Below are 21,995 nucleotides of genomic sequence, written 5' to 3'. Positions count from 1 at the left end.
CGCCCAAGGAGAGACGACCCATGCGTGAACGTACGCGAATAAACGTTGATGCCAGTGAAGCGGTACGCCCGTTCAACCGGTTCTGGCGCGGCACCGGCTTTTCGCCGGCCGAGCTGCTGCTCGAGCCCGAGATGCGCCAGATGCTTGCCTATATCGGCGGCCTGCCGAATGAGGGCATCAAGTTCCTGCGGGTGCATTATCTCTACAATCTGCTGAGCGCGAAGGGCGGGGCCGGTTATGACTGGTCCCTGCTCGACCGCGCGCTCGACGTGATGATCGAACACCGCCTGAAGCCGTTCTTCGAGCTGATGGGCAACCCGTCGGGCCTGTTCACCGACTATGAGGACATGGATCAGGTCAAGCGATGGCGGGATCTCGTAACAGTGACGGTCGATCGTTATGGCGCGCGTTACGGCATGGACGAATTGCGCACATGGTATTTCGAAACGACGAACGAGGCCGACTCCGGCTGGTGGACCTACGGGATCAAGGGTTACACCAACTACTACGACGCCTGCGTCGCGGGGCTCGATGCCATCGATCCCACCTTGCCGATGGGCGGACCCGGAACCGCCCGCACGCTCTCGCCGATCTTTCGCGCCCTGATGGCCCATTGCGACAGCGGCACGAGCTGCCTGACCGATGACGGCCCGCCGCGCATCGATTACATCTCGATCCACGAAAAGGGCGTCAACGGCAGCAAGGAAGACCTGACCCCGAAAACCAACGGTATCGTCGACCGCACTTTGCTCGTCGTCGACTATCTGAAGGAGCATCACCCGCGCCTGGCGGGCTTGCCCATCGTCAACGATGAATGCGATCCGCAGCTTGGCTGGAGCGATCATCATAGCTGGCACGGCAAAGCCTATTACGCCGGTATCATCGCCCGCATCATCGAACAGCACGACCGGCGCATCATCGCCCCGAAAGCGGCGAATTTCACCTTCCTCAGCAATGACCACGCCTTTATCGGCGGCTGGAGCCAGCGCACGATCTTTGCCTATTTCGGTTCGCGCAATTTCACCAAGGCGCAGTGGGAGCACAAGACCAATCTGGACATGCTGGTCACGGACGTCGACAGGGCGCCGCCCTTCGACATCATCAAGAAGCCTGGCCTCACATCGATGGAACTGCTGGCAACGCTCGGCGATACCATTTGCAAGGTGACGGCCGAACCGCCGCTTGCGCCAGACCAGGATGGCCTGGCGATCCTGCCGACGCGGCTGCCGGGTGGCGGTGTTTCCATCAGCCTCATCCATAGCGTCGATGCCATCAACCGTTCGGGCCGGACCGCAGTCCGTCTCGAGGTGAGCGGTTTGGTTCCCGGCCGCCACGCGTTTTGCCTGCTGCGCATCGACGAGGAATTCACCAATCCGATGGAGGTCTGGGAAGCCCAGCGCGACGAAAGCAACCCGCGTGGGCTCTTCGAGCCGGTCGGCGCACCGCCCGCACCGCCCGCACCGACCGAGGCGCAGTTTGCCGAAATGCGCCGCGCGCAGGAGCCCGCTTTGCTGCATCCGATCAGCGTCGTCGAGTGCGACGAAGGCCGGATCAGCGTCGACTTGGACGTGCCATTGCCGTCGCTCACGCAGGTGCTTGTCGTTCCCGATATCGGCGCGCCCCCGGCGGCACCTGCCGGCCTTGTCGTCGAACGCTACCTCGGTCTTGGCGGTCGGGAGGAGCGCATGCTGTTTTGGGCTGCCGGCGATGCCGGGCCGGCCATCTTCTACGATGTCCTGGTCAGCACGGACGGCGGGACTTTTGAAAAGGTCAGTCCGGCGCCGCTGATCTCGACGGCATTCCTGCACATGTCGCCGCCACAGGGCGCGCGCTATGCGGTGTGCGCCCGCGATGCATTCGGTCGCCGCAGCGAGCTTTGTGTCTCCCGCTGATGAACAGCGCCTTTCCGTCTGGGATCTGATCCATGGATATCGCCTATTTCACCAAGACCCTGGAAGGTCTGCCGCTCGATAAGGCGGCCGATATCACGGCCGGTTTGGGGTTCGACTGCGCCGATCTTCTCATTCGCGATGGCCATGCCGTTTCCCCTGACAGGCCGGAGGAAATCGTCAATGCGGTAAAGCTCTTTGCCGCGGCCGGTCTGCTCACCCCAATGGCGACCATCGATTCCACCCGGCCCGACGATGCCACATCCCGGCTTCTCGGTTGTTGCGGCGAGGCTGGCATCGGGCAGGTCCGGCTGGGCTTCTGGCACTATGACTCGTCGTGGCGCTGGCAGGTCCAGCTTGATGAGGCGCGGCGCGATCTCGACGGCTTCGAGCGCCTGGCTGAACGCTTCGGCATCAAGCTCACCATCCAGCTTCACGGCGGGACCCTGCACAGCTCGGGCGCGCTGGCGGTGCGATTGCTGGCCGGGCGCGATCCGGTCAGGATCGGCGCTTATCCCGATCCGGCCAATCAGATCATTCGCGAGGGGAGCGAGGACTGGCGGTTGACCCTCGATATTCTCGAACCGTGGTTCTGCTGCATGGGCGTCAAGAACAGTGGTTGGTTCCCCGGCGCTTACGGAGCTCATGGCCAGCGTACATGGCATTCGGACTGGCACGGGCTCGATGAAGGCATGGTGCCCTGGAACGAAATAGTCCCGCATCTGGTGGCCACCGGTTTTACCGGCGTGCTCTCGATGCAATCCCAATACCGCGTCTCTCGAGAGCAGGCGCTCGACAAGGTCCGCGCCGATCTTGCCCATCTCAGGCGCCTGGTCGCCGTAGCGAAAGAGTAGAACCATGAACGAACAGGCTCCCGTTATCGCCGTATTGCTGACCGAAAAAACCCGCCGGAAGATGCTGGACGACGCGGCGATTGCCCAGTTGAACGCTCTTGGCGAGGTGCGTTGGCCGACCGGCGCCACAATCGACGCCACCGATGTCGACCACCTGCTGCAAGACGCCACGGCATGTCTCACCGGATGGGGCACGCCGCCCTTCGATCCCGCCGCGCGCCAGCGCCATCCGCAACTCGCCCTTGTCGCTCATTCAGCAGGCAGCGTCCGCACACTCGTTCCCGCCCGTCTGTTCGACGATGGCATTCGCGTCACCCATGCCGCCTCAAAAATTGCCGCCTCGGTTGCGGAGTTCGTGGTCGCCGAAGCGCTTTTGGCGATGCGCGGCATTCATCGGCTGCATCATCAATTGCGCAACGGCGGCGAATGGCTCGAGGTCCGCGCAGCCGTGCCGCAAAAATTGCTGGGCGCCAGAACGGTTGGCATCGTCGGCGCCGGATATGTGGGCCGGGCGGTCATGCGCCTGCTCGTTCCCTTCGGCTGCCGCGTACTGGTTGTCGATCCCTTTCTCCACGATAGCGAGGCTGCAGCACTCGGCGTTTTCAGAGCCGGGCTGAACGATATGCTGGCCCAGGCAGATGTGGTCTCTCTGCATGCGCCTGTCCTGCCCGAAACGCGCCGCATGATCGGTGCCCGCGAACTGGCGCTATTGCGCCCCGGCACGCTGTTCATCAACACGGCGCGCGCGGAACTGGTCGACGAGGCGGCGCTGCTTGCCGAGATCCGCTCCGGCCGTATCGAAGCGGCTCTGGATGTCTTCGACAACGAGCCGCTGCCTCAGGACAGTCCCTTTCGCGACCCTGAACTGGCCAATGTCACCATTTCGCCGCATGCCGCCGGTCACACCGAAGAGGCGCATCTCGCCCAAGGCCAGGCCATGGTGGACGAGATCGGCCGGCTGCTTCGCCGCGAACCGCTTCATCACGAAGTGTCCCGCGCCATGCTCGACCGCATGGCATGACCATGGACAGAAGCATTGGAGGTTCCGTGACGGCGCCGCGCATCAAAATCATCGAGATCGACGCCTTCGAGCGCGATATCAATCTGCGCCTGCCGTTCCGCTTTGGCGCGGCAACTCTCGAAAAGGCGCCGCAAGCCTTTCTCAGGGTCCGTATCGAGGATGAAGAGGGGCGAACCGCCATCGGCGCCGCCGCCGAGATGATGGTGCCGAAATGGTTCGACAAGAACCCGGCGCTCACGCCGGCGCAGAATGTCGATCAGTTGCGCACCTCGATCCGCACTGCTGCGGCCGCTTCGCTCGAACCGTCGGCGCTGACGACATTGTTTGCCGCCGCCCGTCTGAACGAGATGGAAACCGTGCGGCGCCTGCCTGGAAATCCGTTGGCCGCCGGTTTTGGTCCGTCGCTCATCGCCCGCGCCGCGCTCGATGCCTATTGCCGCCTTGCCGGCATTTCCTTCTTCGGGGCGGTGCGGGGCAATCTCGTCGGCATCGGCGGCCCCATGCTGCCCGACGATATCGACGCGGATGCAGCGTTGGCGGTGCTCGCCGGCCTTCGCCCTGCTGGCGCGATCTCGGCCCGCCATACGATCGGGCTTGTCGATCCGATCAGCGAGGGAGATATCGTCCATCCCGTCGGTGACGGCCTGCCGGAGAGCCTCGAGGCGGTGATTGCCCGCTATGGCAACCGCTGGTTCAAGATCAAGCTTTCGGGCACGATCGATGCCGATATCGACCGCCTGACGCGGATCGCCGCCGTGCTGGACCGCCTGCCCGATTACCGGGTGACGGTCGACGGCAACGAACAGTTTGGCGCCGCCGACCAGCTCGCCGCCTTGCTGGCGCAAATCGAGGCGACACCCCGGCTCGCCCGCTTGCGCGCGGCCATTGCCTTTGTCGAACAGCCGTTCGCGCGCGCGATCACCATGGAAACGCCGCTGGGGGATCTGGCGGCGCAATTGCCCTTCCTGATCGATGAGAGCGACGACGGCGACGCCGCCTTCGCCGGCGCCAGGCGGCTGGGATATACCGGCATCTCCTCGAAAACCTGCAAGGGCATCTACCGTTCGCTCATGAAGGCGATCCGCATCAGAACCGGAAGCGTGCCGGGACTGTTCCTCTCGGGCGAGGATCTGACCTGCCAGGCGGGGCTTGCCGTGCAGCAGGATCTGGCGCTGGTCTCGCTGCTCGGCCTCTCCCATGTCGAGCGCAACGGCCATCACTATGTGGCCGGCATGCAGGGTGCGCCGCAGGCGGAGAAGGCGCGCTTTGCCGCGGCCCATCCCGATCTCTACGAGCAGGGTGGCGACGGACCGCTGCTGTCGATCCGCCACGGCCGGATCGCCATCGCTTCGCTCGGGGCGGTCGGCTACGCGAGCGGCGCCTTGCCCGATTTTGAAGCCATGACGCCAATGTCATGACATCAGGCAATGTTCAGCATGAGATAGGGCGTGCTGCCCTGTTGAACTGTTCGATCTGTCCGGCAAACATGCCCCGATCACCCGGAGCATCAATCACCCCGTTCCTCCAATTGAAATGTCTTCCAGTAGAGCATGACGCTCTATTCGAACGTTTTCTGCGCGGCCTGATTGGATCCCGGGACTTAAGCAAGCAGCAATTGAGATATAATTCTTTGAATCAAGCTTCAGCAACCACCGCCAAATCTCGGCAAATATGACTTTCCGCTCCGTGAAGCGGCAATGCAGAATATTTCGATGTGCCTTGGACACACAACACTCCGGATTGAACTGAGGTCGAACTCTAATAGCTGTGTGGATGTTAAGCGCGGTTAAGGAAGTGTAAAGTTTGGTAAAGGTCTTTCTGCGACGCGGGCGAGGTACGCTGTTGGCAGAGAAGATGCAGGACGCGCAGGCGGCGCAAGGCCGCCTGCGGGGGAACACGTCCCGCGGTCTCGTTCCGGGGCAGGGAATTCGACCGAAGAGGTTGCCATGAAAGCCGCCGGTGCGGCCCGTATCGGGTACGGAGCCATCTGGCCAATGGCGCAGATGGTCATCTCTGCCCTTGCCCTCGCTTCGAAAGCTCGGGCTTGAAGACGATGGCTGCGTGATCGTTCGAGGCATGCGGTTCCTCGCCGGCTTCCTGGGTTGGCCCGCGCCGGCGCACGAGGCGCTTGAGCCCCTCGTCCAGGTCGTCAACGAAGGTGAAGATGACGGGGATGACGATGAGGCTGAGCAGCGTCGACATCATCACGCCGCCTATCACCACGATCGCCATCGGCTGCCGGAAGCTCGAATCGCCACCCGTCAGGCTGAGAGCAACGGGAAGCATGCCGGCTGCCATGGCAATGGTGGTCATGACGATCGGCCGGGCGCGCTTGTGGCAGGCGTCCACGAGGGCATCGAACCGCGACATGCCCTGGCGGCGCGACATGATCGCATATTCGATGAGAAGGATGGAATTCTTCGTCACCACACCCATCAGCATGAGCAGCCCGATGACGGCGGCCATCGAGAAGCTGGTTCCGGTCACCACCAGCGGAACGAGCGCGCCGCCGAGCGAGAGCGGTAGAGCCATCAGAAGGGTGAGCGGCTGCAGGAAGTCGTGGAAGAGCAGCACGAGAACCGCATAGATGCAGAACACGCCGATCGCCATGGCGAGGCCGAAGCTCTGGAACAGCTCCGAACTGCGCTGAAGTTCGCCCTGTTCGACGAGAGTCACGCCCGACGGCAGGTGCTGGAGCGCCGGCAGAGCCTGCGCTTCGCGGTTGACGTCGCCGAGGATGCGGCCGTTGAGTTCGACGGAAAGGGTGATATTGCGCATGCGATCGATGCGGTCGATCTCCGACGGGCTGCCGCCGATCCGGATATCGGCGATCGATCCGAGGTCGACATTGCCGTTCGTTCCCGCCACCCGCATATTCTTGATGTCGTCCAGACTGGTGCGGGCCTCCGGGCTGAAGCGCACGACGATCGGAACCTGCCGCTGAGGCAGGTTGAGCTTCGGCAGATCGGCGGAATATTCTCCGTCGGTTGCCACGCGTACGGCCTCGGCGACGGAACTCGACGTCACTCCGAGCGCTGCTGCGCGTGCGAAGTCGGGCGTGATCTGGATCTCGGGCGCCTGTCTGGATGCGGTCGATGTCACCGCTCCGATGCCTTGCAGCGTGCGCAGTTGCTCCTCAAGCGCCGTGCTTGCGCTGTCGAGGACGTTCGCATCGTCGCTCGCCAGCGTAATATCGAGCTTCGTGCCATTCCCACCGCTGCCGACCTCCACACGCATGCCGGGGAGTACGGAGAGCGCTTGGCGAATGTCGTTTTCGATTTCCGACTGCTTGCGATCGCGCTCGCCGATGGGGGACAATACGGCGACGATCGTGGCGGATCCGACATCGCTCGTCGTGCCGCTGTCGGGGCCGCCGCCCGAAGATACTGAACCGACCGAGGAAAAGACACGCGTCACGTCGGTGAGCTTGCCGACGATTTCGGCGGCTTTCCTGGTGGCGGCGTCCGTCTGCTCGATGGTGGCGCCCGGCTGCAGGGTGAGCGTGATCTGGGCTCGCGCGTCGTCGGAAGCGGGCAGGAAGCCCGATTTCAAAAAGGGGATGGTGGAAAGCGAGAGCGCCACGACGATGGCGGTGACGGCGACCGTGGTCTTCCTGCGGTTCATGGCGGCTTTCACGATCGCCATATAGGCGCGCATGATGCGGCCGTCCTTTTGCTCCACCGGATGGGCCTTCATGAAATAGGCGGCCATCATCGGCGTCAGCAGACGTGCGACGACGAGCGAGACGAGGACGGCGACGGCGGCGGTGATCCCGAACTGGCGGAACAGAAGTCCCGGAATGCCGCTCATGAAAGCAGTCGGGAGGAAGACGGCGACCAGCGTGAAGGTGGTTGCGATGACGGCAAGCCCGATCTCGTCGGCGGCCTCGAGAGCGGCGTCGATCGGCCGCTTGCCCATCTGCAGATGGCGGGCGATGTTTTCGACCTCGACGATGGCGTCGTCGACGAGGATGCCGACCACGAGCGACAGCGCCAGCAGCGTGATCATGTTCAGGCTGAAGCCGCAGAGGTACATGACAAGGAAGGTCGGTATGACGGACAAGGGCAGCGCCACGGCCGACAGGATCGTCGCACGCCAGTCGCGAAGGAAGAGCCAGACGACGACGATCGCCAGGATCGCGCCCTCGTACAGCATGTGCATCGAACCGTTGTAATTTTCGATGATCGGCCCGATCGTGCTGTAGGCGTCTTCGATCTGCACGTTGGATTGCTTGGAGGCGAACTGCTTGATCGCCTTGTCGACTTTATCAGCGACACCACTGTCCGAAAATCCGTTCGAGCGGTTGATCTCGACCGCAATCACCGGTTTGCCGTCGAGATAAGCCATCGAGGACCGCTCGGCGAAACTGTCGGTGACGGATGCGACGTCGTCGAGGCGAACCTGTTGGCCGTTGGCCAGCGGGATTCGGAGCGCCTTCAAGGCTTCGACCGACGGCAGGGCGCCGAGCGTGCGCAAGGTCTGACGGGTGCCGCCGATTTCGCCAAGCCCGCCTGATGTATCGGCCTGTACCGCCTTCAGCTGTGACGAGACGGTTGTCGCGGTAACGCCAAGCGACGCCATCGTTGCGGGATCGAGGTCCACATGAACCTCGCGGTCGATCCCGCCTATGCGGTTGACTTGCCCGACGCCGGGCACCGATAGCAGCGCCTTGGTCAGGTCGTTGTCGACAAACCAGGAAAGTTCGGTCTCGTTGAGAGCAGTCGAGCGGATGGCATAGGTGACCAGCGCCGAACTCTGCACCGTGACCTTGGTGACAGTGGGAGTCTCCATCTGCGCCGGCAGATCGCCCTTGACGCCGTCGACCGCATTGCGGACTTCGTTCAGGGCTGCTTCGCTGTCTTTTTCCAGCTTGAAGGAGACTTTGATCGAGACGGTGCCGTCGGTGATGGTTGTGGTGATATGGTCGAGATAGCTCAGCGCCGCGAAACTATCCTCGATGGTGCGGGCAACCTCGGTTTCGAGCTGGGTCGGCGCCGCACCGTCGAGCGTCGCTGTGACGGTGATGGTCGGGAGATCCATATCGGGAAAGTTCTGGACCGCAAGCTGCTTGAAGGCCCAGAGCCCGCCGACGGCAAGCATCACGAACAGCAATATTGCCGGTACGGGGTTGCGGATCGACCATGCTGAGAAGTTCATCAGTTTTTCTCCGCAATCTTCACGAGGTCATTGTCCGACAGGAACGCACCGCCCGAGGTCACAACCTTCGACGAACGATCGATGCCGGAGACGACTTCCACCTCGCCATTGTTGCGGCGGCCCGTTTCCACCCGGACCCTTTGCACCCGCTGGCCCTCGCCGGCGGTGAAGACGTAGCTGATCCCGTCCCGAAAGACGATCGCCGTTTCGGGAACGGTGAGCGCCGGGGACGTCTGCAGTTCGATATTGCCGGTCACATAAAGGCCGCTGCGCGGGCGGACGTCAGCCGGAAGCGCGACATAGACGATGGCCCGGCTGGTATCGGTGCTGACCGACGGCCCGACAAGTCTCACCTTGCCTTCGATGTCGTGGTCGTCCGGGCCGTTGATCTTGACGTTCAAACCTTCCGAAATGCGTGAAAGGTAGCGCGCCGAAACTTCGGCCTGCCATTCGATCCGCTGCTGGCGGACCATGCGGAACAGCTCGGTGCCCGCAGAGACGACAGCGCCGAGGTCGGAGGAACGCGACGTTATGATGCCGTCGTCGACGGCCGTGATCGTCGTCTGCGCAAGCTTGATCTTTTCGCTGTCGAGCGCCGCCTGCTCGGATGCAAGGCTGGCCGTTGCCGTCTGCTCGTCGGCCAGATATTCGACGATCTTCTCGTCGGAAAGGGCGCCCGAGGGGCGGAGCTGCCGTGCGCGGTCGGCGTTGGCCTTGGCCTTCGAAAGATTTGCCTTGGCGGTCTCGATAGCCGCCTCCTGCTTGCGGAGGTCGGCCAGCACACTCTCCTGGGAAAGCCGGACGAGCGTCTGCCCCTTCGTGACCACGGAGCCGACATCGACCAGAACATCGGTAATGCGCAGACCGCTCGTTTCCGAGGCGATGACCGCTTCCTGCCATGGTTTAAGCCATCCGCTTGCGGGAACGGTCTCAGGCCAATTCCGCTGCGCCGGTGTCATCATAGAGACGGTGAGAGCGGTTGCAGCGGCCTGTTCCGCCAAGGCGTTGCGCAGAGGCAAGAGAAGCGCAGCCGCAACGAAAGCGGCGGCGATTGGTCTGGACGGTTTTCTCAACGATACACTCCTTGTGGTCAAAGGCATCGATGCCTTTTCCCGATCCGCGCCAACTCGATGAAGGATTGCGGCTCATGTCGCGGCAATCCGGTTTCAGCGCGTGTCATGTCATGGCAGGATAAGTAGCGGGACGAACGTTAAGTGCGGTCAAGTTAGTGTTAAGTTAGGTAAAACCCGGTCGCGCGACTGTGTTTGTGCTGTATGGCTTACCCGGATCAATGACGGACGAAGTGAATGAACAAGGTTCTCCTCATCGACGACGATGCCGAGCTGACGACGCTTCTGCAGGAATATCTGGTCGAAGAAGGATATGACGTCGTCACCGATACGGACGGGCGCGCGGCCATTGCCGCGGCTGCCGGCAATACTGTCGATATCATCGTGCTCGACATCATGATGCCTCGGATGAACGGGATCGAGGTTCTGCAGAGGATCAGGAAGCTCAGCCAGGTTCCTGTGCTGATGCTGACCGCAAGGGGTGATGACGTCGACAGGATATCGGGTCTCAATCTGGGCGCCGACGACTATGTGCCGAAGCCATGCTCGCCGGGGGAACTTGCGGCGAGACTGCGCGCCATCCTCCGCCGGGCAGGTCAGCCGGCGGCCGGTACTTCGACCGACACGATAAGGGCGGGAAAACTCGTGATTCATCCGGGCAGCAGGATCGCCGAATGGCGCGGCGAAAGCTTGGAACTGACCGGCACGGAATTCAGCCTGCTCGAGGTCCTCGCCCGCAGCGCCGGCCAGCTCGTGTCGAAGCAGGACATTTCGAAGCGGGCCTTCGGCAAGCCGCTGACCCCGTTCGATCGCCGTATCGACGTCCATATCAGCAGCGTTCGTCAGAAGCTCGGACTGAGGGAGGACGGACAATCCTGGATCCAGTCCGTTCGCGGCCAGGGCTATCAACTTCTCGTGGACTGACCATGCCCCGGCTTTTCTGGAAATTCTTCACGACGATCTGGCTGACGATGGCGGCGACAGTCGGCGTGATATTCCTGCTCGTCAATTTTCTCCAGGGGGTTCCTTTTGCGCGCGAACTGGAGGAAGAGCGGCGAGCGATCGCCCTGAACCTCACCGCAAACGTGCTCGCCAGAGATGGCGAAGATGCCGCCACGCATTTCGTGCGCACAAGCGAAGAGACGCTACCGTCTGGTCTGACGATCTCCAAAACTGCGAAAGCCGATGCCTGTACGGTTCCAAAGACCGTCGATACAAGATCCGTCCAGAAGGACGGGGTTTGCTATCAGATTTCCCTGCCGGTCCAGGCGACGTTCACCTTCGACAACATTGGTCCCTTCATACCGTGGCTCGCGATCCTGATTTCAAGCACGATATCGGCAGGTGCACTCGCCCGGTACCTCATTCGTCCCGTCGTGCATCTGCGTGATGGCTTGAGCGCGCTCGCCCATGGCCGCTTCGACTTCCGCATCGGTGACAAGATGGCCGGCCGAAAGGACGAGGTTACCGCGCTTGCACATGACTTCGATTCCAGCGCCGCCCGGCTTCAAGAGCTTCAGGATGCGCAGCAGCGGTTGTTCCATGATGTCTCCCACGAGTTGCGTTCGCCCTTGTCCCGCCTGCAGGCCGCTGTCGGCGTCCTCCGGCAGAGCCCGGCCAAACTCGGCGCCATGCTGGACCGCATGGACCGGGAGGTCGAACGGCTTGATGCGCTGGTCGGCGAAGTTCTGACGCTTGCCAGGTTGACTGCGGGATCGAGCCGGCCGCTGAAAACGCACACTCTCGATGTCATCGAACTGCTGAACGAAATTCTCGGCGATGCGGCATTCGAAGCGCAGGCGCGGGAGGTCTCGATCACGACCAGTGTCGAGGGCGTCTTCCGCGCAGAAGTCGAAGGCGAACTGATCTACAGGGCGCTCGAAAACGTCGTCCGCAACGCCGTCAAATATACGGCCGAGCATTCGCGCATATCCGTGTCCTGCGAGGCGACGGCCGAGCGGCTCAAAATCTGCGTGACGGATCAGGGACCAGGTGTCAGGCGGGACGAACTTGAACGGATCTTCCAGCCGTTCTCACGCGGGAACGAGGCTGTGCCGAGAGGCGGATATGGCCTGGGTCTTGCGATCACCAGGCAGGCCATCGAGCGCCATGGCGGGCGTGTGCATGCGTCGTTGCCGGATGCCGGAGGTCTGGCAATCACCCTGGAGCTTCCCAGAAAACCGACGTCCTATGGTTCGGCTGACGACCAAGCCTGATCCGACTCCCTGCGATTTTACCTAACTTTACAGTGTCTTTACCGCCATTAACGTTGGCGCCGCTAAGCCTGAACCTACGATCCCGGTTCAGAAAGCTCGCCCGTGAGTCCGTCGCTCTGCACAAGAATATCATCCCTCCGCTACGCCGCATCGGCAGTCACGCTTCTGCTGGCGGGCTGCGTCAGCGGCCCGGATCACATTCCTCCACAGATGCCGCTTCCCGCTAAATTCCAAGAGGGCGGGACCAAGAGCAACGGCGATGTCGTGACGGTGCATTGGTGGACGGCCTATCGTGACAAGCAGCTCGACGGCCTGGTGGCTCATGGCCTCAGCGAGAACCTTGATGTGCTGCAGGCGCTCGAGAGCATCAACTCGGCTTCCGCCAATGTCACGGTTGCCGGTGCCGGTGGCCTGCCGAGCCTCGATGTCGGCGCATCGCACACGGTATCCGGCGAGAAGGGTTCTGAGCGTACGACGATCGGCACCACGAATACGACAGGCGGCGAGGCCAGCCTTTCCTGGCTGCTGGATCTCTTCGGCCAGTACCGTCGCTCCAAAGAAAGTGCAATCGCCTCGCTTGGGGCCGCCTATGCAACGGCCGACGATGCCAAGCTCACCTTTCTGAAGGACCTCGTCTCCAGTTATGTCGACGCCCGCTATTATCAGCAGCGCATCGCGCTTTCGCGGGCGAATTTGAAATCCCGCCAACAGACTTACGAACTCACGCAGCTGCAGCTCAAGGCAGGTGCGGCCTCACGCCTCGACGTCGTTCAGGCTGAGGGCCTGGTACAGTCGACAAAGTCCGACATTCCTGGCCTCGAACAGAGTTTCGCCGAATCGGCCCATCACATTGCCACTCTGCTTGGGATGCCGGCGGCCTCGCTGATGGATGAACTGCAGAAAAGCGCCGGCCAGCCGGTCTTCCACGGCGACATTCGCGCCGGCATTCCGGCCGACCTCATCCGCAACCGTCCCGATATCCGCAAGGCCGAACGCGAGCTGGCGGCGGCTGTTGCCGATATCGGCGCTGCCGAAGCCCAGCTCTACCCGTCGATCTCGCTCTCCGGTTCGATCTCGCCGAGCTGGGTCAAATCATCAGGCGCCAGCGGCGGAACCCTGACCAGCTGGTCCTTCGGACCGACGCTCAACCTGCCGATCTTTGATGGCGGCAAATTGCGGGCGAATGTCGATATCGAAAAATCCGATGCCAGAACCCAGTATCTCGCCTGGAAAGCGGCGGTGCTGAACGGGGTCGAAGAGGTGGAAAACGCACTATCGGCCGTTCGCCGTGACACGCAGACGCTGGAACCGTTGCGCAGACAGGTGCAGACGGCGCAGGAGGCGCTTGCGCTTTCGACCACGAGCTACAAGGATGGCGCCTCGTCATTGCTCGATGTCCTGGACGCGCAGCGGTCGGTCTCCGATGCCCAGGAAAGCCTTGCCGCCACCGTGCAACAGGTTGCCAAGGACTATGTGGATCTCTACGTCGCCATCGGTGCCGGCTATCTCAGCCGAGAGAACGCCGCCTCCAAGCACACCGCAAAGGCGGGCTGATAGGCGGAGCATTTGCTCTATCGCCCGGCCACATCGAGAATGCGGGTCGCGAGCTTGAGATGCGGCAAATCCAGCATGCGCCCGTCAAGCTGGACAACGCCCGCGTCGGGCCTGGCGGCGAAGGCGGCGGCGACTTTCTCGGCCCAGGCGATCTCTGACGGATCCGGCGTGAAGGCGTGATTGATCACTTCGACCTGACTCGGATGGATGGCCATCATGCCGGAAAAGCCGTCGCGCCGGGCGCGGCCGACATAGGCCCTGAGACCGTTGAGATCGTGGAAATCGGGATAGACGGTGTCGATCGCCGGAACGGCGGCAGCATGGGCGCCAAACAGCACCAGCGAACGGGCAAGCTCGTAAGGGGGCGTATAACGGCCGTCCGTCCGCCGCGCGGTCGCAGCCCCCATGGCGGCCGGCAGATCCTCAGCCCCCCAGGTCAGGCCGCAGAGGCTGGTTGCGACGTCCCGGTAGCTGCCGATCTCGAAGATGGCGGATGGCGTTTCAGTCGCAATCGGCAAGATTGGGATAGCCGATGCGAGAGAGCCTGCGAGTTTCAGCACCGAAGCGGCCCCTTCGGCTTTCGGCAACATGAGCGCGAAAGGATGAAGGCCGCTCAAAGCGGCGACGTCGTCTTCGAATTCTTGCGAGGCGAGGGGATTGATGCGGATCAGGAGAGGGGTCTCGCCGGCATGATGCAAGACGAACTCGTGTACGCTCTCCCGCGCTTTCGGTTTGTTTGCGGGCGCAACCGAATCCTCCAGGTCGAGAATGACGGCATCGGCGCCCGAAGCGAGCGCTTTTTCGAAACGCTCCGGCCGGTCACCGGGCGCAAAGAGCAGCGAGCGCAGCCTCATGACGGCTTCACCTTCAGCATTGCCGTGCGCAAGCATTGGCAGACGATCTCGCCGCGCTGGTTCAGGGTGATATGCCGGAAGGTGACGATGCCGGCATCGGGGCGGGAGTTCGAGCGACGCAACTCCATCACCTCAGTTTCCACCCGCAGGGTATCGCCGATGAAGACCGGCTTTGGCATCGTCACCTTGTCATAGCCGAGATTGGTGACGAGCGTGCCGAGCGTGGTGTCGCCGACCGAAAGGCCGACGGTGAGGGCAAAGGTGAAGGTGCCGTTGACGACGATCCGGCCGAATTCGGTGCCGGCCGCATAGTCGGCATCGAGATGCAGCGGCTGCGGATTGTGGGAGAGCGCCGTGAACAGCAGATTGTCGGTCTCGGTGACCGTGCGGCGGATGTCGTGGGCGATGCGGTCGCCGACCGTCCACTCGTCGAAATAACGACCGGCCATCAATCCTGCTCCTTCACAATGCTGACGACCAGCTGGTTTTCCGAGACCCTGATCCCCCAGGAAACCTGCAGCTTTTCGACGATGCCGTCGAAGGGCGCACGCAGAGAATGTTCCATTTTCATCGCTTCGACTGTCAGCAGGCGGTCCCCCTTGGCGACACGATCGCCTTCGGCGACATCCACCGAAATGACGAGGCCGGGCATGGGCGAAAGGATGGCGCCATCGCCGGCACCCTGACTTGCCTCGACTTCGCTGGCGACGGGCAGGCTGATCGGCCAGGCATTCCCGGCGTCGAAAAGCACCGTGGTTTCACCGATCGTGACGGTATTTGCCTCAAGCTCTGGACGTGATTGCCCCCAATGGAGGTGATCGCCGATACGGATGCGCACCCTCCTGTCATCCGCGCCGGCGATGCGGAACCCGGTCAGCGCGGTCCAGGGATCACCATCGGTATTTTTTGAAAGCAGCACGGTGGCCGCGCTATCGATTGCCGTTTCGCTCGGCTCCGTCGCCACAAGCCTGTCGTCATGACGGTCGAGAAAGCCGGTATCGATCCGAGCTGCGCAAAAATCCGGGTCGACGGCGATGCGGGCAAGCAGGCCGGCATTGGATTTGACCGGCCAGACCTCGATGCCGGCGCAGGCGGCTGCGAGCTTCGAAAGTGCGGCCTCGCGGTTCGGCCCATGGGCGACGATCTTGGCTATCATCGGATCGTAGAAGGCGGTGATCTCATCTCCTTGATCGACGCCGCTATCGACGCGGATTGTGTCAGGTAGGCGCAGATGGTCGAGCCGGCCTGTCGAGGGCAGATAGCCGGCGGCAGGATTTTCGGCATAGAGCCGGGCTTCGAAGGCCCAGCCGTTCATGGCGATTTCGTCCTGCATTTTCGGCAGCGGCTCGCCGGCGGCGACCTTGAGCTGCCAGAGCACCAGATCCTCGCCAGTAATTGCCTCGGTGACCGGGTGTTCCACCTGCAGGCGGGTGTTCATCTCCATGAACCAGATGCGATCTTCGCGAAGGCCTTCCGAGGCATCGGCGATGAATTCGATGGTGCCAGCGCCGACGTAATTCACCGCTCTTGCGGCTTTCACCGCCGCATCGCAGATCACTGCCCGCGTGGCGGCATCGAGACCGGGGGCAGGGGCCTCCTCGATGACCTTCTGGTGACGGCGCTGCAGCGAACAATCGCGCTCGAAGAGATGAACGCAATTGCCGAGCTTATCGGCGAAAACCTGCACCTCGATATGGCGCGGATTGGCGATATAACGTTCGATCAGAACGCGGTCGTCGCCGAAGGCGGCCGCCGCCTCACGGCGGCAGGAGGCGAGAAGTTCGGCGAAATCCTGCGGGCGTTCGACGCGGCGCATGCCCTTGCCGCCGCCACCGGCGACCGCCTTGATGAGTACGGGATAACCAATGATATCAGCCTCGGCCGTCAGCCTCTCTTCGCTCTGGTCCGCGCCCATATAGCCGGGGGTCACGGGCACGCCTGATGCCTGCATCAATTCCTTGGCTGCGTCCTTGAGCCCCATTGCCCGGATGGCGGCCGGGGGGGCGCCGACCCAGATGATGCCGGCCTTTTCCACCGCTTCGGCAAATCCGGCATTTTCCGAAAGGAAACCGTAGCCGGGGTGGATCGCAGCGGCGCCGCTCTTGCGGGCGGCATCGAGGATGCGGGTCTGAGAGAGATAGCTCTCGCGTGCCGGCGCCGGGCCGATGGCAATCGCCTCGTCCGCCTCCCTTACGAAGGGCAGGCCGGCATCGGCTTCGGAATAGACGGCGATGGTGCGGATGCCGAGCATCTTGGCCGAGCGGATGATGCGGCGGGCGATTTCGCCCCTGTTGGCAATGAGAAGACTCTCCATCATCGGCGCCTCACATCCTGAACAGGCCGAAGCGCGGCCCTTTCGGGATCGGCGCATTCAGGCAGGCGGAAAAGGCAAGGCCCAGCACATCCCGGGTCTGGCGCGGATCGATGATGCCGTCGTCCCAGAGGCGAGCCGTTGCATAATAGGGATTGCCCTCGGCCTCGTAGCCGGCGCGGATCGGCGCCATGAAGGCCTCCTCCTCTTCTATAGGCCAATTCTCACCGCGCGCCTCCATGGAGTCTCGGCGGATCGTGGCGAGCACCGAGGCCGCCTGTTCGCCGCCCATCACACTGATGCGGCTGTTCGGCCAGGTGAAGAGGAAGCGCGGGCGATAGGCGCGGCCGCACATGCCGTAATTGCCGGCGCCGAAGCTGCCGCCGATGATGACCGTGACCTTCGGCACGCTCGCGGTTGCCACCGCCGTCACCAGCTTTGCCCCATCCTTGGCGATGCCGCCGGCCTCATAACGGCCGCCGACCATGAAGCCGGAGATATTCTGCAGAAACAGCAGAGGCACGCGGCGCTGGCAGGTGAGCTCGATGAAATGCGCGCCCTTCAGCGCGCTTTCGGAAAACAGCACGCCATTATTGGCGATGACGGCGACGGGCATGCCCCAGATGCGGGCGAAGCCGCAGACCAGCGTGGTGCCGTAGAGCGGCTTGAACTCATGCAGTTCGGAGCCATCGACGATCCGGCCGATGACCTCGCGCACATCATAGGGCGAGCGCACATCCTCCGGGATGAGGCCGCAGAGATCCTCGGGATCGAGTTTCGGCGGCCGCGGCGGCTGGAGGTCGATATCGACTGATTTCACGCTGTTGAGACTGGCTGCGATATCGCGGACGAGCAGCAGCGCATGTTCGTCGTTCTCGGCGACATGATCGACGACGCCGGAGCGGCGGCCATGGGTTTCGGCGCCGCCGAGCTCTTCGGCCGAGATGATCTCGCCGGTCGCGGCCTTCACCAGCGGCGGGCCGGCAAGGAAGATCGTGCCCTGATTGCGCACGATGACCGTTTCGTCGGACATGGCGGGCACATAGGCGCCGCCGGCGGTGCAGCTTCCCATCACGCAGGCGATCTGTGGGATTCCCTCGGCCGACATCTGGGCCTGGTTGTAGAAGATTGCGCCGAAATGGTCGCGATCTGGAAAGACTTCGGCCTGATGCGGAAGATTGGCGCCGCCGCTATCGACCAGATAGAGACAGGGCAACCGGTTCTGCATGGCGATCTCCTGCGCCCGCAGATGTTTCTTCACCGTCATCGGGAAATAGGCGCCGCCCTTCACCGTCGCGTCATTGGCGACAATCATCACCTCGCGGCCGGAAACGCGGCCGATGCCTGATATGATGCCGGCGCCGGGCGCCTCGTCATCATACATGCCGTTGGCCGCCAGCGTGCCGATCTCCAGGAACGGGCTGCCGGCATCGATGAGCAGCTGGATGCGATCGCGCGGCAGGAGCTTGCCCTTGCCGGTATGGCGCTCGCGCGCTGTTTGCGATCCGCCCTCGCGGGCTTTCGCCGAACGATTGTGGAGCTCCTCGATCAGGGCTTTGTTCTTGCTGGCATTGGCCTTGAAGCTGTCGCTGTCGCGGTCGATCGCAGTCGAAATTACCGTCATGACGCAATGAGCTCCCGGCCGATCAGGTAGCGGCGGATCTCATTGGTGCCGGCGCCGATATCGTAAAGCTTGGCGTCGCGCAAAAAGCGCTCGACCGGCCATTCCTTGGTATAGCCGGCGCCGCCGAGCGCCTGGATCGCTTCCAGCGAGACCTTCACGGCATTCTCGCTGGCAAAGAGGATCGCAGCAGCGGCATCGGTGCGCGTCGCGCGCCCGGCATCGCAGGCGCGAGCGACGGAATAGACATAGGCGCGCGCCGAATTCAGCGCGACATACATATCGGCGATCTTGCCCTGCATCAGCTGGAAATCGCCGATCGCTCTGCCGAACTGTTTGCGATCACGCACATAGGGCAGCACGACATCGAGGCAGGCCTGCATGATGCCGAGCGGTCCGGCGGCAAGCACGGCGCGCTCATAGTCGAGGCCGGACATCAGGATCTTCACGCCTTCTCCCTCCCGGCCCATCAGCGCCTCGGCCGGCACCGCGCAATCCTCGAAGACCAGTTCGGCCGTGTCGCTGCCGCGCATTCCGAGTTTGGAGAGTTTCTTGGAGACGCTGAAGCCGGGCAGGCCTTTCTCGATGATCAAGGCGGAAATGCCTTTCGTGCCGGCTGCGGGATCGGTCTTGGCATAAACGACCAGCACGTCGGCATGCGGCGCATTGGTGATCCAGAACTTGGTGCCGTTCAGAATATAACGGTCGCCCTTTTTCTCGGCACGCAATCGCATGGAGACGACATCGGAACCGGCGCCGACCTCCGACATGGCAAGCGAACCGACATGTTCGCCGGAGATCAGCTTCGGCAGATAGCGGTGTTTCTGCTCCGGCGAGGCCCAGCGGCGGATCTGGTTGACGCAGAGATTGGAATGGGCGCCGTAACTGAGCCCCACGGAGGCCGAGGCGCGCGAAACCTCTTCCATGGCGACGACATGATCGAGATAACCAAGACCGGCGCCGCCGAATTCTTCCTCGACGGTGATCCCATGCAGGCCGAGCGCGCCCATCTCAGGCCACAGCTGGCGCGGAAACGTGTTGCTCTCGTCGATCTCCGCAGCCAGCGGAGCAATATGATCGGCGGCAAACCGCGCCGTCGTTTCACGGATCGCGTCCGCAGTTTCGCCGAGCGAAAAATCAAACATGGCACTCCTCCCGTTGAAATATGTAGCGCGGGTTGCGGCGGGTTCAAATAGGCACGCCCATGGCCCCCTCACCAAGTCAGTTTATGCGGAGAGGAGCCCCTCTGCCCTGCCGGGCATCTCCCCCACAGGTGGGGAGAACACAAGTGGCTTGGCTTTCCCGTACCTCTACCGTTTCGTCGGGCTGTGACGCTCATTGTTTGGGGAAGCCATCGCGCCCAGCCAATCTCCCCACCTGTGGGGGAGATGCCCGGCAGGGCAGAGGGGGGCGGCCACGGCACGCCCTCTCCACTCCTCATGCTTGTGATAAGCATAGGCATTAAGGAGTGTGTTGAGCGACCAGCGCCAAATAGCAGCGTGGGGTCTGTACCGGGCTGATAACTATGGATCTCGGCCTACCGTTCGTGACCCTGCTTCCTCCCGCCGAAAGACCTCGGGGCTCTTGCCCATCCATTTCCGGAAGGCCCGGAAGAAGGCGCTCGGCTCTGAATAGCCGAGCTGCACGGCAATCTCGCCGATGGTCTTCGGCGTGTTCAGCAGCAGTTCGACGGCGAGGTCGCGGCGGATGTCGTCCTTGATGGCGGCATAGCTTTGTCCCTCGTCGCGCAGGCGGTGGCGGAGCGTGGAGGGCGGCATGCGCATATCGGCGGCAAGCTTGGCGAAGTTCGACCAGGCAGCCGGCGTGGCCAGATTCAGGCGACGGCGGACGGCGGCGGCGATGCCGGCATCATAGCGGTAGCGCACCAGAATATTGGCGGGCGCGCCGCGCAGGAACTGTTTGAGCGCCTGTTCGCTGCGCGCCACTGGCAGGTCGAGCAAGGCGCTGTCGAAGCCGAGCCGGCTGATGGCTTGCGAGAAACGCACCGGGGCGCCGAAGAAGAGCCGGTAGTCGGCCCCTTGTTTGGGTTCCGCGCAGCGGAAATCGACGAGCCGGATCGGAATGCGCCGGCCGACCAGCCAGCAGATGATGCCGTGCAGGATGATCCAATAGGTGCGGTAGGCGAAGGCCGAACGCGGGCCGCCGGCATCGCTGAGCTCGATCTCGGCCAGCCCGTCGCGGATGACGAGCCGTCCTCGGGGGTCGTCGAGCACGACATCGAGGAAGCGCAGCGCCCGGCGGAGCGCTCGACCCAGCGTCGGCGCATGCAGCACAGAGTGGCAGAGCAGCGTGAAGCTGCCGCTGCGCATCGGCCGTGCGCCCATGCCGAAGAATTCATCGTCGAGTTCGGCGGCGATCGCCAGCCAGAGCGCGCCATAGGTCTCTGCCGAAACCGGCTGATCGACCGGGGATGCCAGGCCGACGCGGGCAAGGATCGGCGCCGTCGGCTTGCCGAGCCGCCGCAGGCTGTCGAGTGCCTCCTCCACGAAGCCCGGCGCGATCATGCGTCGTTCGATCTCGGCCATTCTATCCCCGCTATAGCAAAACTGGCCGAAATAATGGAGCAGTTATGTCATCGCTTGCAATAGGTGGAGCGAATAGAATCGTATCCGTCGGTTGCGCTTGGAGGAGGCGCCGCCGGTAGGGAGGAACAGATTCATGCTGATCCGAGGTGCAAGTTTCATCGTGACCGGCGGCGGCTCCGGCTTGGGTGCGGCAACAGTGCGCGCGCTTGTGGAGGCCGGCGGGCGCGTGACGATTGCCGATCTCAATATGCAAGCGGGCGAAGAGCTTGCCCGGGAATTCGGAAGCGATGCCCGCTTCGTCAAGGCCGATGTGACCGATGGCGATGAGGGGGCGGCGGTGGTAGCCGCTGCCGTCGAAGCCTTCGGCAGCCTGCGCGGATTGGTGAATTGCGCGGGCGTGGCGCCGGCCGAAAAGGTGATCGGCCGCGACGGACCGCACCGGCTGGAGAGTTTTGCGCGCACGGTCGGCATCAATCTCATCGGCACGTTCAACATGATCCGGCTGGCCGCCGCAGCGATCCAGGCTACCGAGCCGGATGCGGAAGGCGAACGTGGCGTCATTGTCAATACGGCCTCGGTTGCCGCCTTCGATGGTCAGATCGGTCAGGCAGCCTATGCCGCCTCCAAGGGCGGGGTAGCGGCGATGACGTTGCCGATTGCCCGCGAGCTTGCCCGTCACGGCATTCGCGTCGTGTCGATTGCACCCGGCATTTTCGAGACGCCGATGATGGCCGATATGCCGGCCGAGGTTCAGGCAGCACTCGGCAAGAGCGTGCCCTTTCCGCCGCGGCTCGGCCGACCGGCGGAATTTGCCGGGCTGGTGCGTCATATCTTTGAAAACAACATGCTGAACGGCGAGGTCATCCGCCTCGACGGCGCATTGCGGATGGGCGCGCGCTGAG

16 protein-coding genes are annotated in these 21,995 nt (G+C 63.0%); 8 read left to right on the top strand and 8 right to left on the bottom strand.

What is annotated here, in order from left to right:
• Window positions 1-20 precede the first annotated feature (20 nt).
• Genes GR198_RS22885 through GR198_RS22870 form a run of 4 tightly spaced genes read left to right on the top strand, consistent with a single transcriptional unit; the run spans window position 21 to window position 5,182 of the window.
• Window positions 21-1,892, top strand: a complete 1,872-nt coding sequence (locus tag GR198_RS22885; RefSeq protein WP_164069618.1) for a GH39 family glycosyl hydrolase — start codon at window positions 21-23, stop codon at window positions 1,890-1,892.
• A 32-nt stretch (window positions 1,893-1,924) separates the two neighbouring features.
• Entirely contained in the window at window positions 1,925-2,743 is an 819-nt protein-coding gene (locus tag GR198_RS22880; protein ID WP_164069617.1) for a sugar phosphate isomerase/epimerase family protein, read from the top strand.
• A gap of 4 nt (window positions 2,744-2,747) precedes the next feature.
• Window positions 2,748-3,764, top strand: a complete 1,017-nt coding sequence (locus GR198_RS22875; RefSeq protein WP_164069616.1) for a hydroxyacid dehydrogenase — start codon at window positions 2,748-2,750, stop codon at window positions 3,762-3,764.
• Window positions 3,761-5,182: a mandelate racemase gene (locus GR198_RS22870; RefSeq protein WP_164069615.1), complete on the top strand. Its 1,422-nt coding sequence runs from the start codon at window positions 3,761-3,763 to the stop codon at window positions 5,180-5,182. Before GR198_RS22875 ends, GR198_RS22870 begins: the two co-directional genes overlap by 4 nt.
• A 589-nt stretch (window positions 5,183-5,771) precedes the next feature.
• Here GR198_RS22870 and GR198_RS22865 read toward each other — a convergent pair.
• Together GR198_RS22865 and GR198_RS22860 are read right to left on the bottom strand one after the other, a co-directional pair.
• Complete coding sequence (locus GR198_RS22865; RefSeq protein WP_164069614.1) at window positions 5,772-8,921, bottom strand: efflux RND transporter permease subunit; 3,150 nt, start codon at window positions 8,919-8,921, stop codon at window positions 5,772-5,774.
• A complete protein-coding gene (locus tag GR198_RS22860) occupies window positions 8,921-10,021 on the bottom strand; it encodes an efflux RND transporter periplasmic adaptor subunit (RefSeq protein WP_029873454.1) in 1,101 nt (366 codons plus the stop codon). Before GR198_RS22860 ends, GR198_RS22865 begins: the two co-directional genes overlap by 1 nt.
• 207 nt (window positions 10,022-10,228) lie before the next feature.
• On the opposite strand from GR198_RS22860, the gene GR198_RS22855 reads away from it, so the two are divergent.
• The 3 genes from GR198_RS22855 (at window position 10,229) to GR198_RS22845 (ending at window position 13,761) form a co-directional block, all read left to right on the top strand.
• Window positions 10,229-10,915 (top strand): response regulator, encoded by a 687-nt coding sequence (locus GR198_RS22855; RefSeq protein ID WP_077976348.1) that lies wholly within the window; start codon window positions 10,229-10,231, stop codon window positions 10,913-10,915.
• A gap of 2 nt (window positions 10,916-10,917) precedes the next feature.
• Window positions 10,918-12,207: a HAMP domain-containing sensor histidine kinase gene (locus tag GR198_RS22850; RefSeq protein WP_164069613.1), complete on the top strand. Its 1,290-nt coding sequence runs from the start codon at window positions 10,918-10,920 to the stop codon at window positions 12,205-12,207.
• Window positions 12,208-12,309: 102 nt separating this feature from the next.
• Window positions 12,310-13,761 carry an efflux transporter outer membrane subunit gene (locus tag GR198_RS22845; protein ID WP_164069612.1) on the top strand — a complete coding sequence of 484 codons (1,452 nt, stop codon included), beginning with the start codon at window positions 12,310-12,312 and terminating at the stop codon, window positions 13,759-13,761.
• A gap of 17 nt (window positions 13,762-13,778) precedes the next feature.
• Here GR198_RS22845 and GR198_RS22840 read toward each other — a convergent pair whose 3' ends face one another.
• From GR198_RS22840 to GR198_RS22815, 6 genes are all read right to left on the bottom strand, one after another.
• Window positions 13,779-14,615 (bottom strand): HpcH/HpaI aldolase/citrate lyase family protein, encoded by an 837-nt coding sequence (locus GR198_RS22840; RefSeq protein ID WP_164069611.1) that lies wholly within the window; start codon window positions 14,613-14,615, stop codon window positions 13,779-13,781.
• A complete protein-coding gene (locus tag GR198_RS22835; protein ID WP_164069610.1) occupies window positions 14,612-15,064 on the bottom strand; it encodes a MaoC family dehydratase in 453 nt (150 codons plus the stop codon). Before GR198_RS22835 ends, GR198_RS22840 begins: the two co-directional genes overlap by 4 nt.
• Window positions 15,064-16,932, bottom strand: a complete 1,869-nt coding sequence (locus GR198_RS22830; protein WP_164069609.1) for an acetyl/propionyl/methylcrotonyl-CoA carboxylase subunit alpha — start codon at window positions 16,930-16,932, stop codon at window positions 15,064-15,066. Before GR198_RS22830 ends, GR198_RS22835 begins: the two co-directional genes overlap by 1 nt.
• 7 nt (window positions 16,933-16,939) lie before the next feature.
• Window positions 16,940-18,550 carry a carboxyl transferase domain-containing protein gene (locus GR198_RS22825; RefSeq protein ID WP_164069608.1) on the bottom strand — a complete coding sequence of 537 codons (1,611 nt, stop codon included), beginning with the start codon at window positions 18,548-18,550 and terminating at the stop codon, window positions 16,940-16,942.
• Window positions 18,547-19,692: an isovaleryl-CoA dehydrogenase gene (locus GR198_RS22820; RefSeq protein ID WP_164069607.1), complete on the bottom strand. Its 1,146-nt coding sequence runs from the start codon at window positions 19,690-19,692 to the stop codon at window positions 18,547-18,549. The genes GR198_RS22825 and GR198_RS22820 overlap by 4 nt, the downstream gene beginning before the upstream one ends.
• Before the next feature lie 378 nt (window positions 19,693-20,070).
• Window positions 20,071-21,093, bottom strand: a complete 1,023-nt coding sequence (locus tag GR198_RS22815) for an AraC family transcriptional regulator (protein WP_164069606.1) — start codon at window positions 21,091-21,093, stop codon at window positions 20,071-20,073.
• A gap of 133 nt (window positions 21,094-21,226) precedes the next feature.
• Between GR198_RS22815 and GR198_RS22810 the strand changes: the two genes are divergently transcribed.
• The gene (locus tag GR198_RS22810) at window positions 21,227-21,994 is read left to right on the top strand and encodes a 3-hydroxyacyl-CoA dehydrogenase (protein WP_164069605.1); all 768 of its coding nucleotides are present in this window, start codon (window positions 21,227-21,229) and stop codon (window positions 21,992-21,994) included.
• Window position 21,995 lies beyond the last annotated feature (1 nt).

Source organism: Rhizobium leguminosarum, from assembly GCF_010668065.1.
GTDB classification, from domain to species: Bacteria; Pseudomonadota; Alphaproteobacteria; order Rhizobiales; family Rhizobiaceae; genus Rhizobium; species Rhizobium leguminosarum_S.
The sequence above is the reverse complement of the archived record's forward strand: the minus strand, read 5'-3'. Positions and strand labels throughout refer to the sequence as shown.

Coding starts and splice junctions, on each gene's coding strand:
- GR198_RS22885 (WP_164069618.1), top strand. CDS start 21: ATGCGTGAACGTACGCGAATAAACGTTGATGCCAGTGAAGCGGTACGC.
- GR198_RS22880 (WP_164069617.1), top strand. CDS start 1,925: ATGGATATCGCCTATTTCACCAAGACCCTGGAAGGTCTGCCGCTCGAT.
- GR198_RS22875 (WP_164069616.1), top strand. CDS start 2,748: ATGAACGAACAGGCTCCCGTTATCGCCGTATTGCTGACCGAAAAAACC.
- GR198_RS22870 (WP_164069615.1), top strand. CDS start 3,761: ATGACCATGGACAGAAGCATTGGAGGTTCCGTGACGGCGCCGCGCATC.
- GR198_RS22865 (WP_164069614.1), bottom strand. CDS start 8,921: ATGAACTTCTCAGCATGGTCGATCCGCAACCCCGTACCGGCAATATTG.
- GR198_RS22860 (WP_029873454.1), bottom strand. CDS start 10,021: ATGCCTTTGACCACAAGGAGTGTATCGTTGAGAAAACCGTCCAGACCA.
- GR198_RS22855 (WP_077976348.1), top strand. CDS start 10,229: ATGAACAAGGTTCTCCTCATCGACGACGATGCCGAGCTGACGACGCTT.
- GR198_RS22850 (WP_164069613.1), top strand. CDS start 10,918: ATGCCCCGGCTTTTCTGGAAATTCTTCACGACGATCTGGCTGACGATG.
- GR198_RS22840 (WP_164069611.1), bottom strand. CDS start 14,615: ATGAGGCTGCGCTCGCTGCTCTTTGCGCCCGGTGACCGGCCGGAGCGT.
- GR198_RS22835 (WP_164069610.1), bottom strand. CDS start 15,064: ATGGCCGGTCGTTATTTCGACGAGTGGACGGTCGGCGACCGCATCGCC.
- GR198_RS22830 (WP_164069609.1), bottom strand. CDS start 16,932: ATGATGGAGAGTCTTCTCATTGCCAACAGGGGCGAAATCGCCCGCCGC.
- GR198_RS22825 (WP_164069608.1), bottom strand. CDS start 18,550: ATGACGGTAATTTCGACTGCGATCGACCGCGACAGCGACAGCTTCAAG.
- GR198_RS22820 (WP_164069607.1), bottom strand. CDS start 19,692: ATGTTTGATTTTTCGCTCGGCGAAACTGCGGACGCGATCCGTGAAACG.
- GR198_RS22815 (WP_164069606.1), bottom strand. CDS start 21,093: ATGGCCGAGATCGAACGACGCATGATCGCGCCGGGCTTCGTGGAGGAG.
- GR198_RS22810 (WP_164069605.1), top strand. CDS start 21,227: ATGCTGATCCGAGGTGCAAGTTTCATCGTGACCGGCGGCGGCTCCGGC.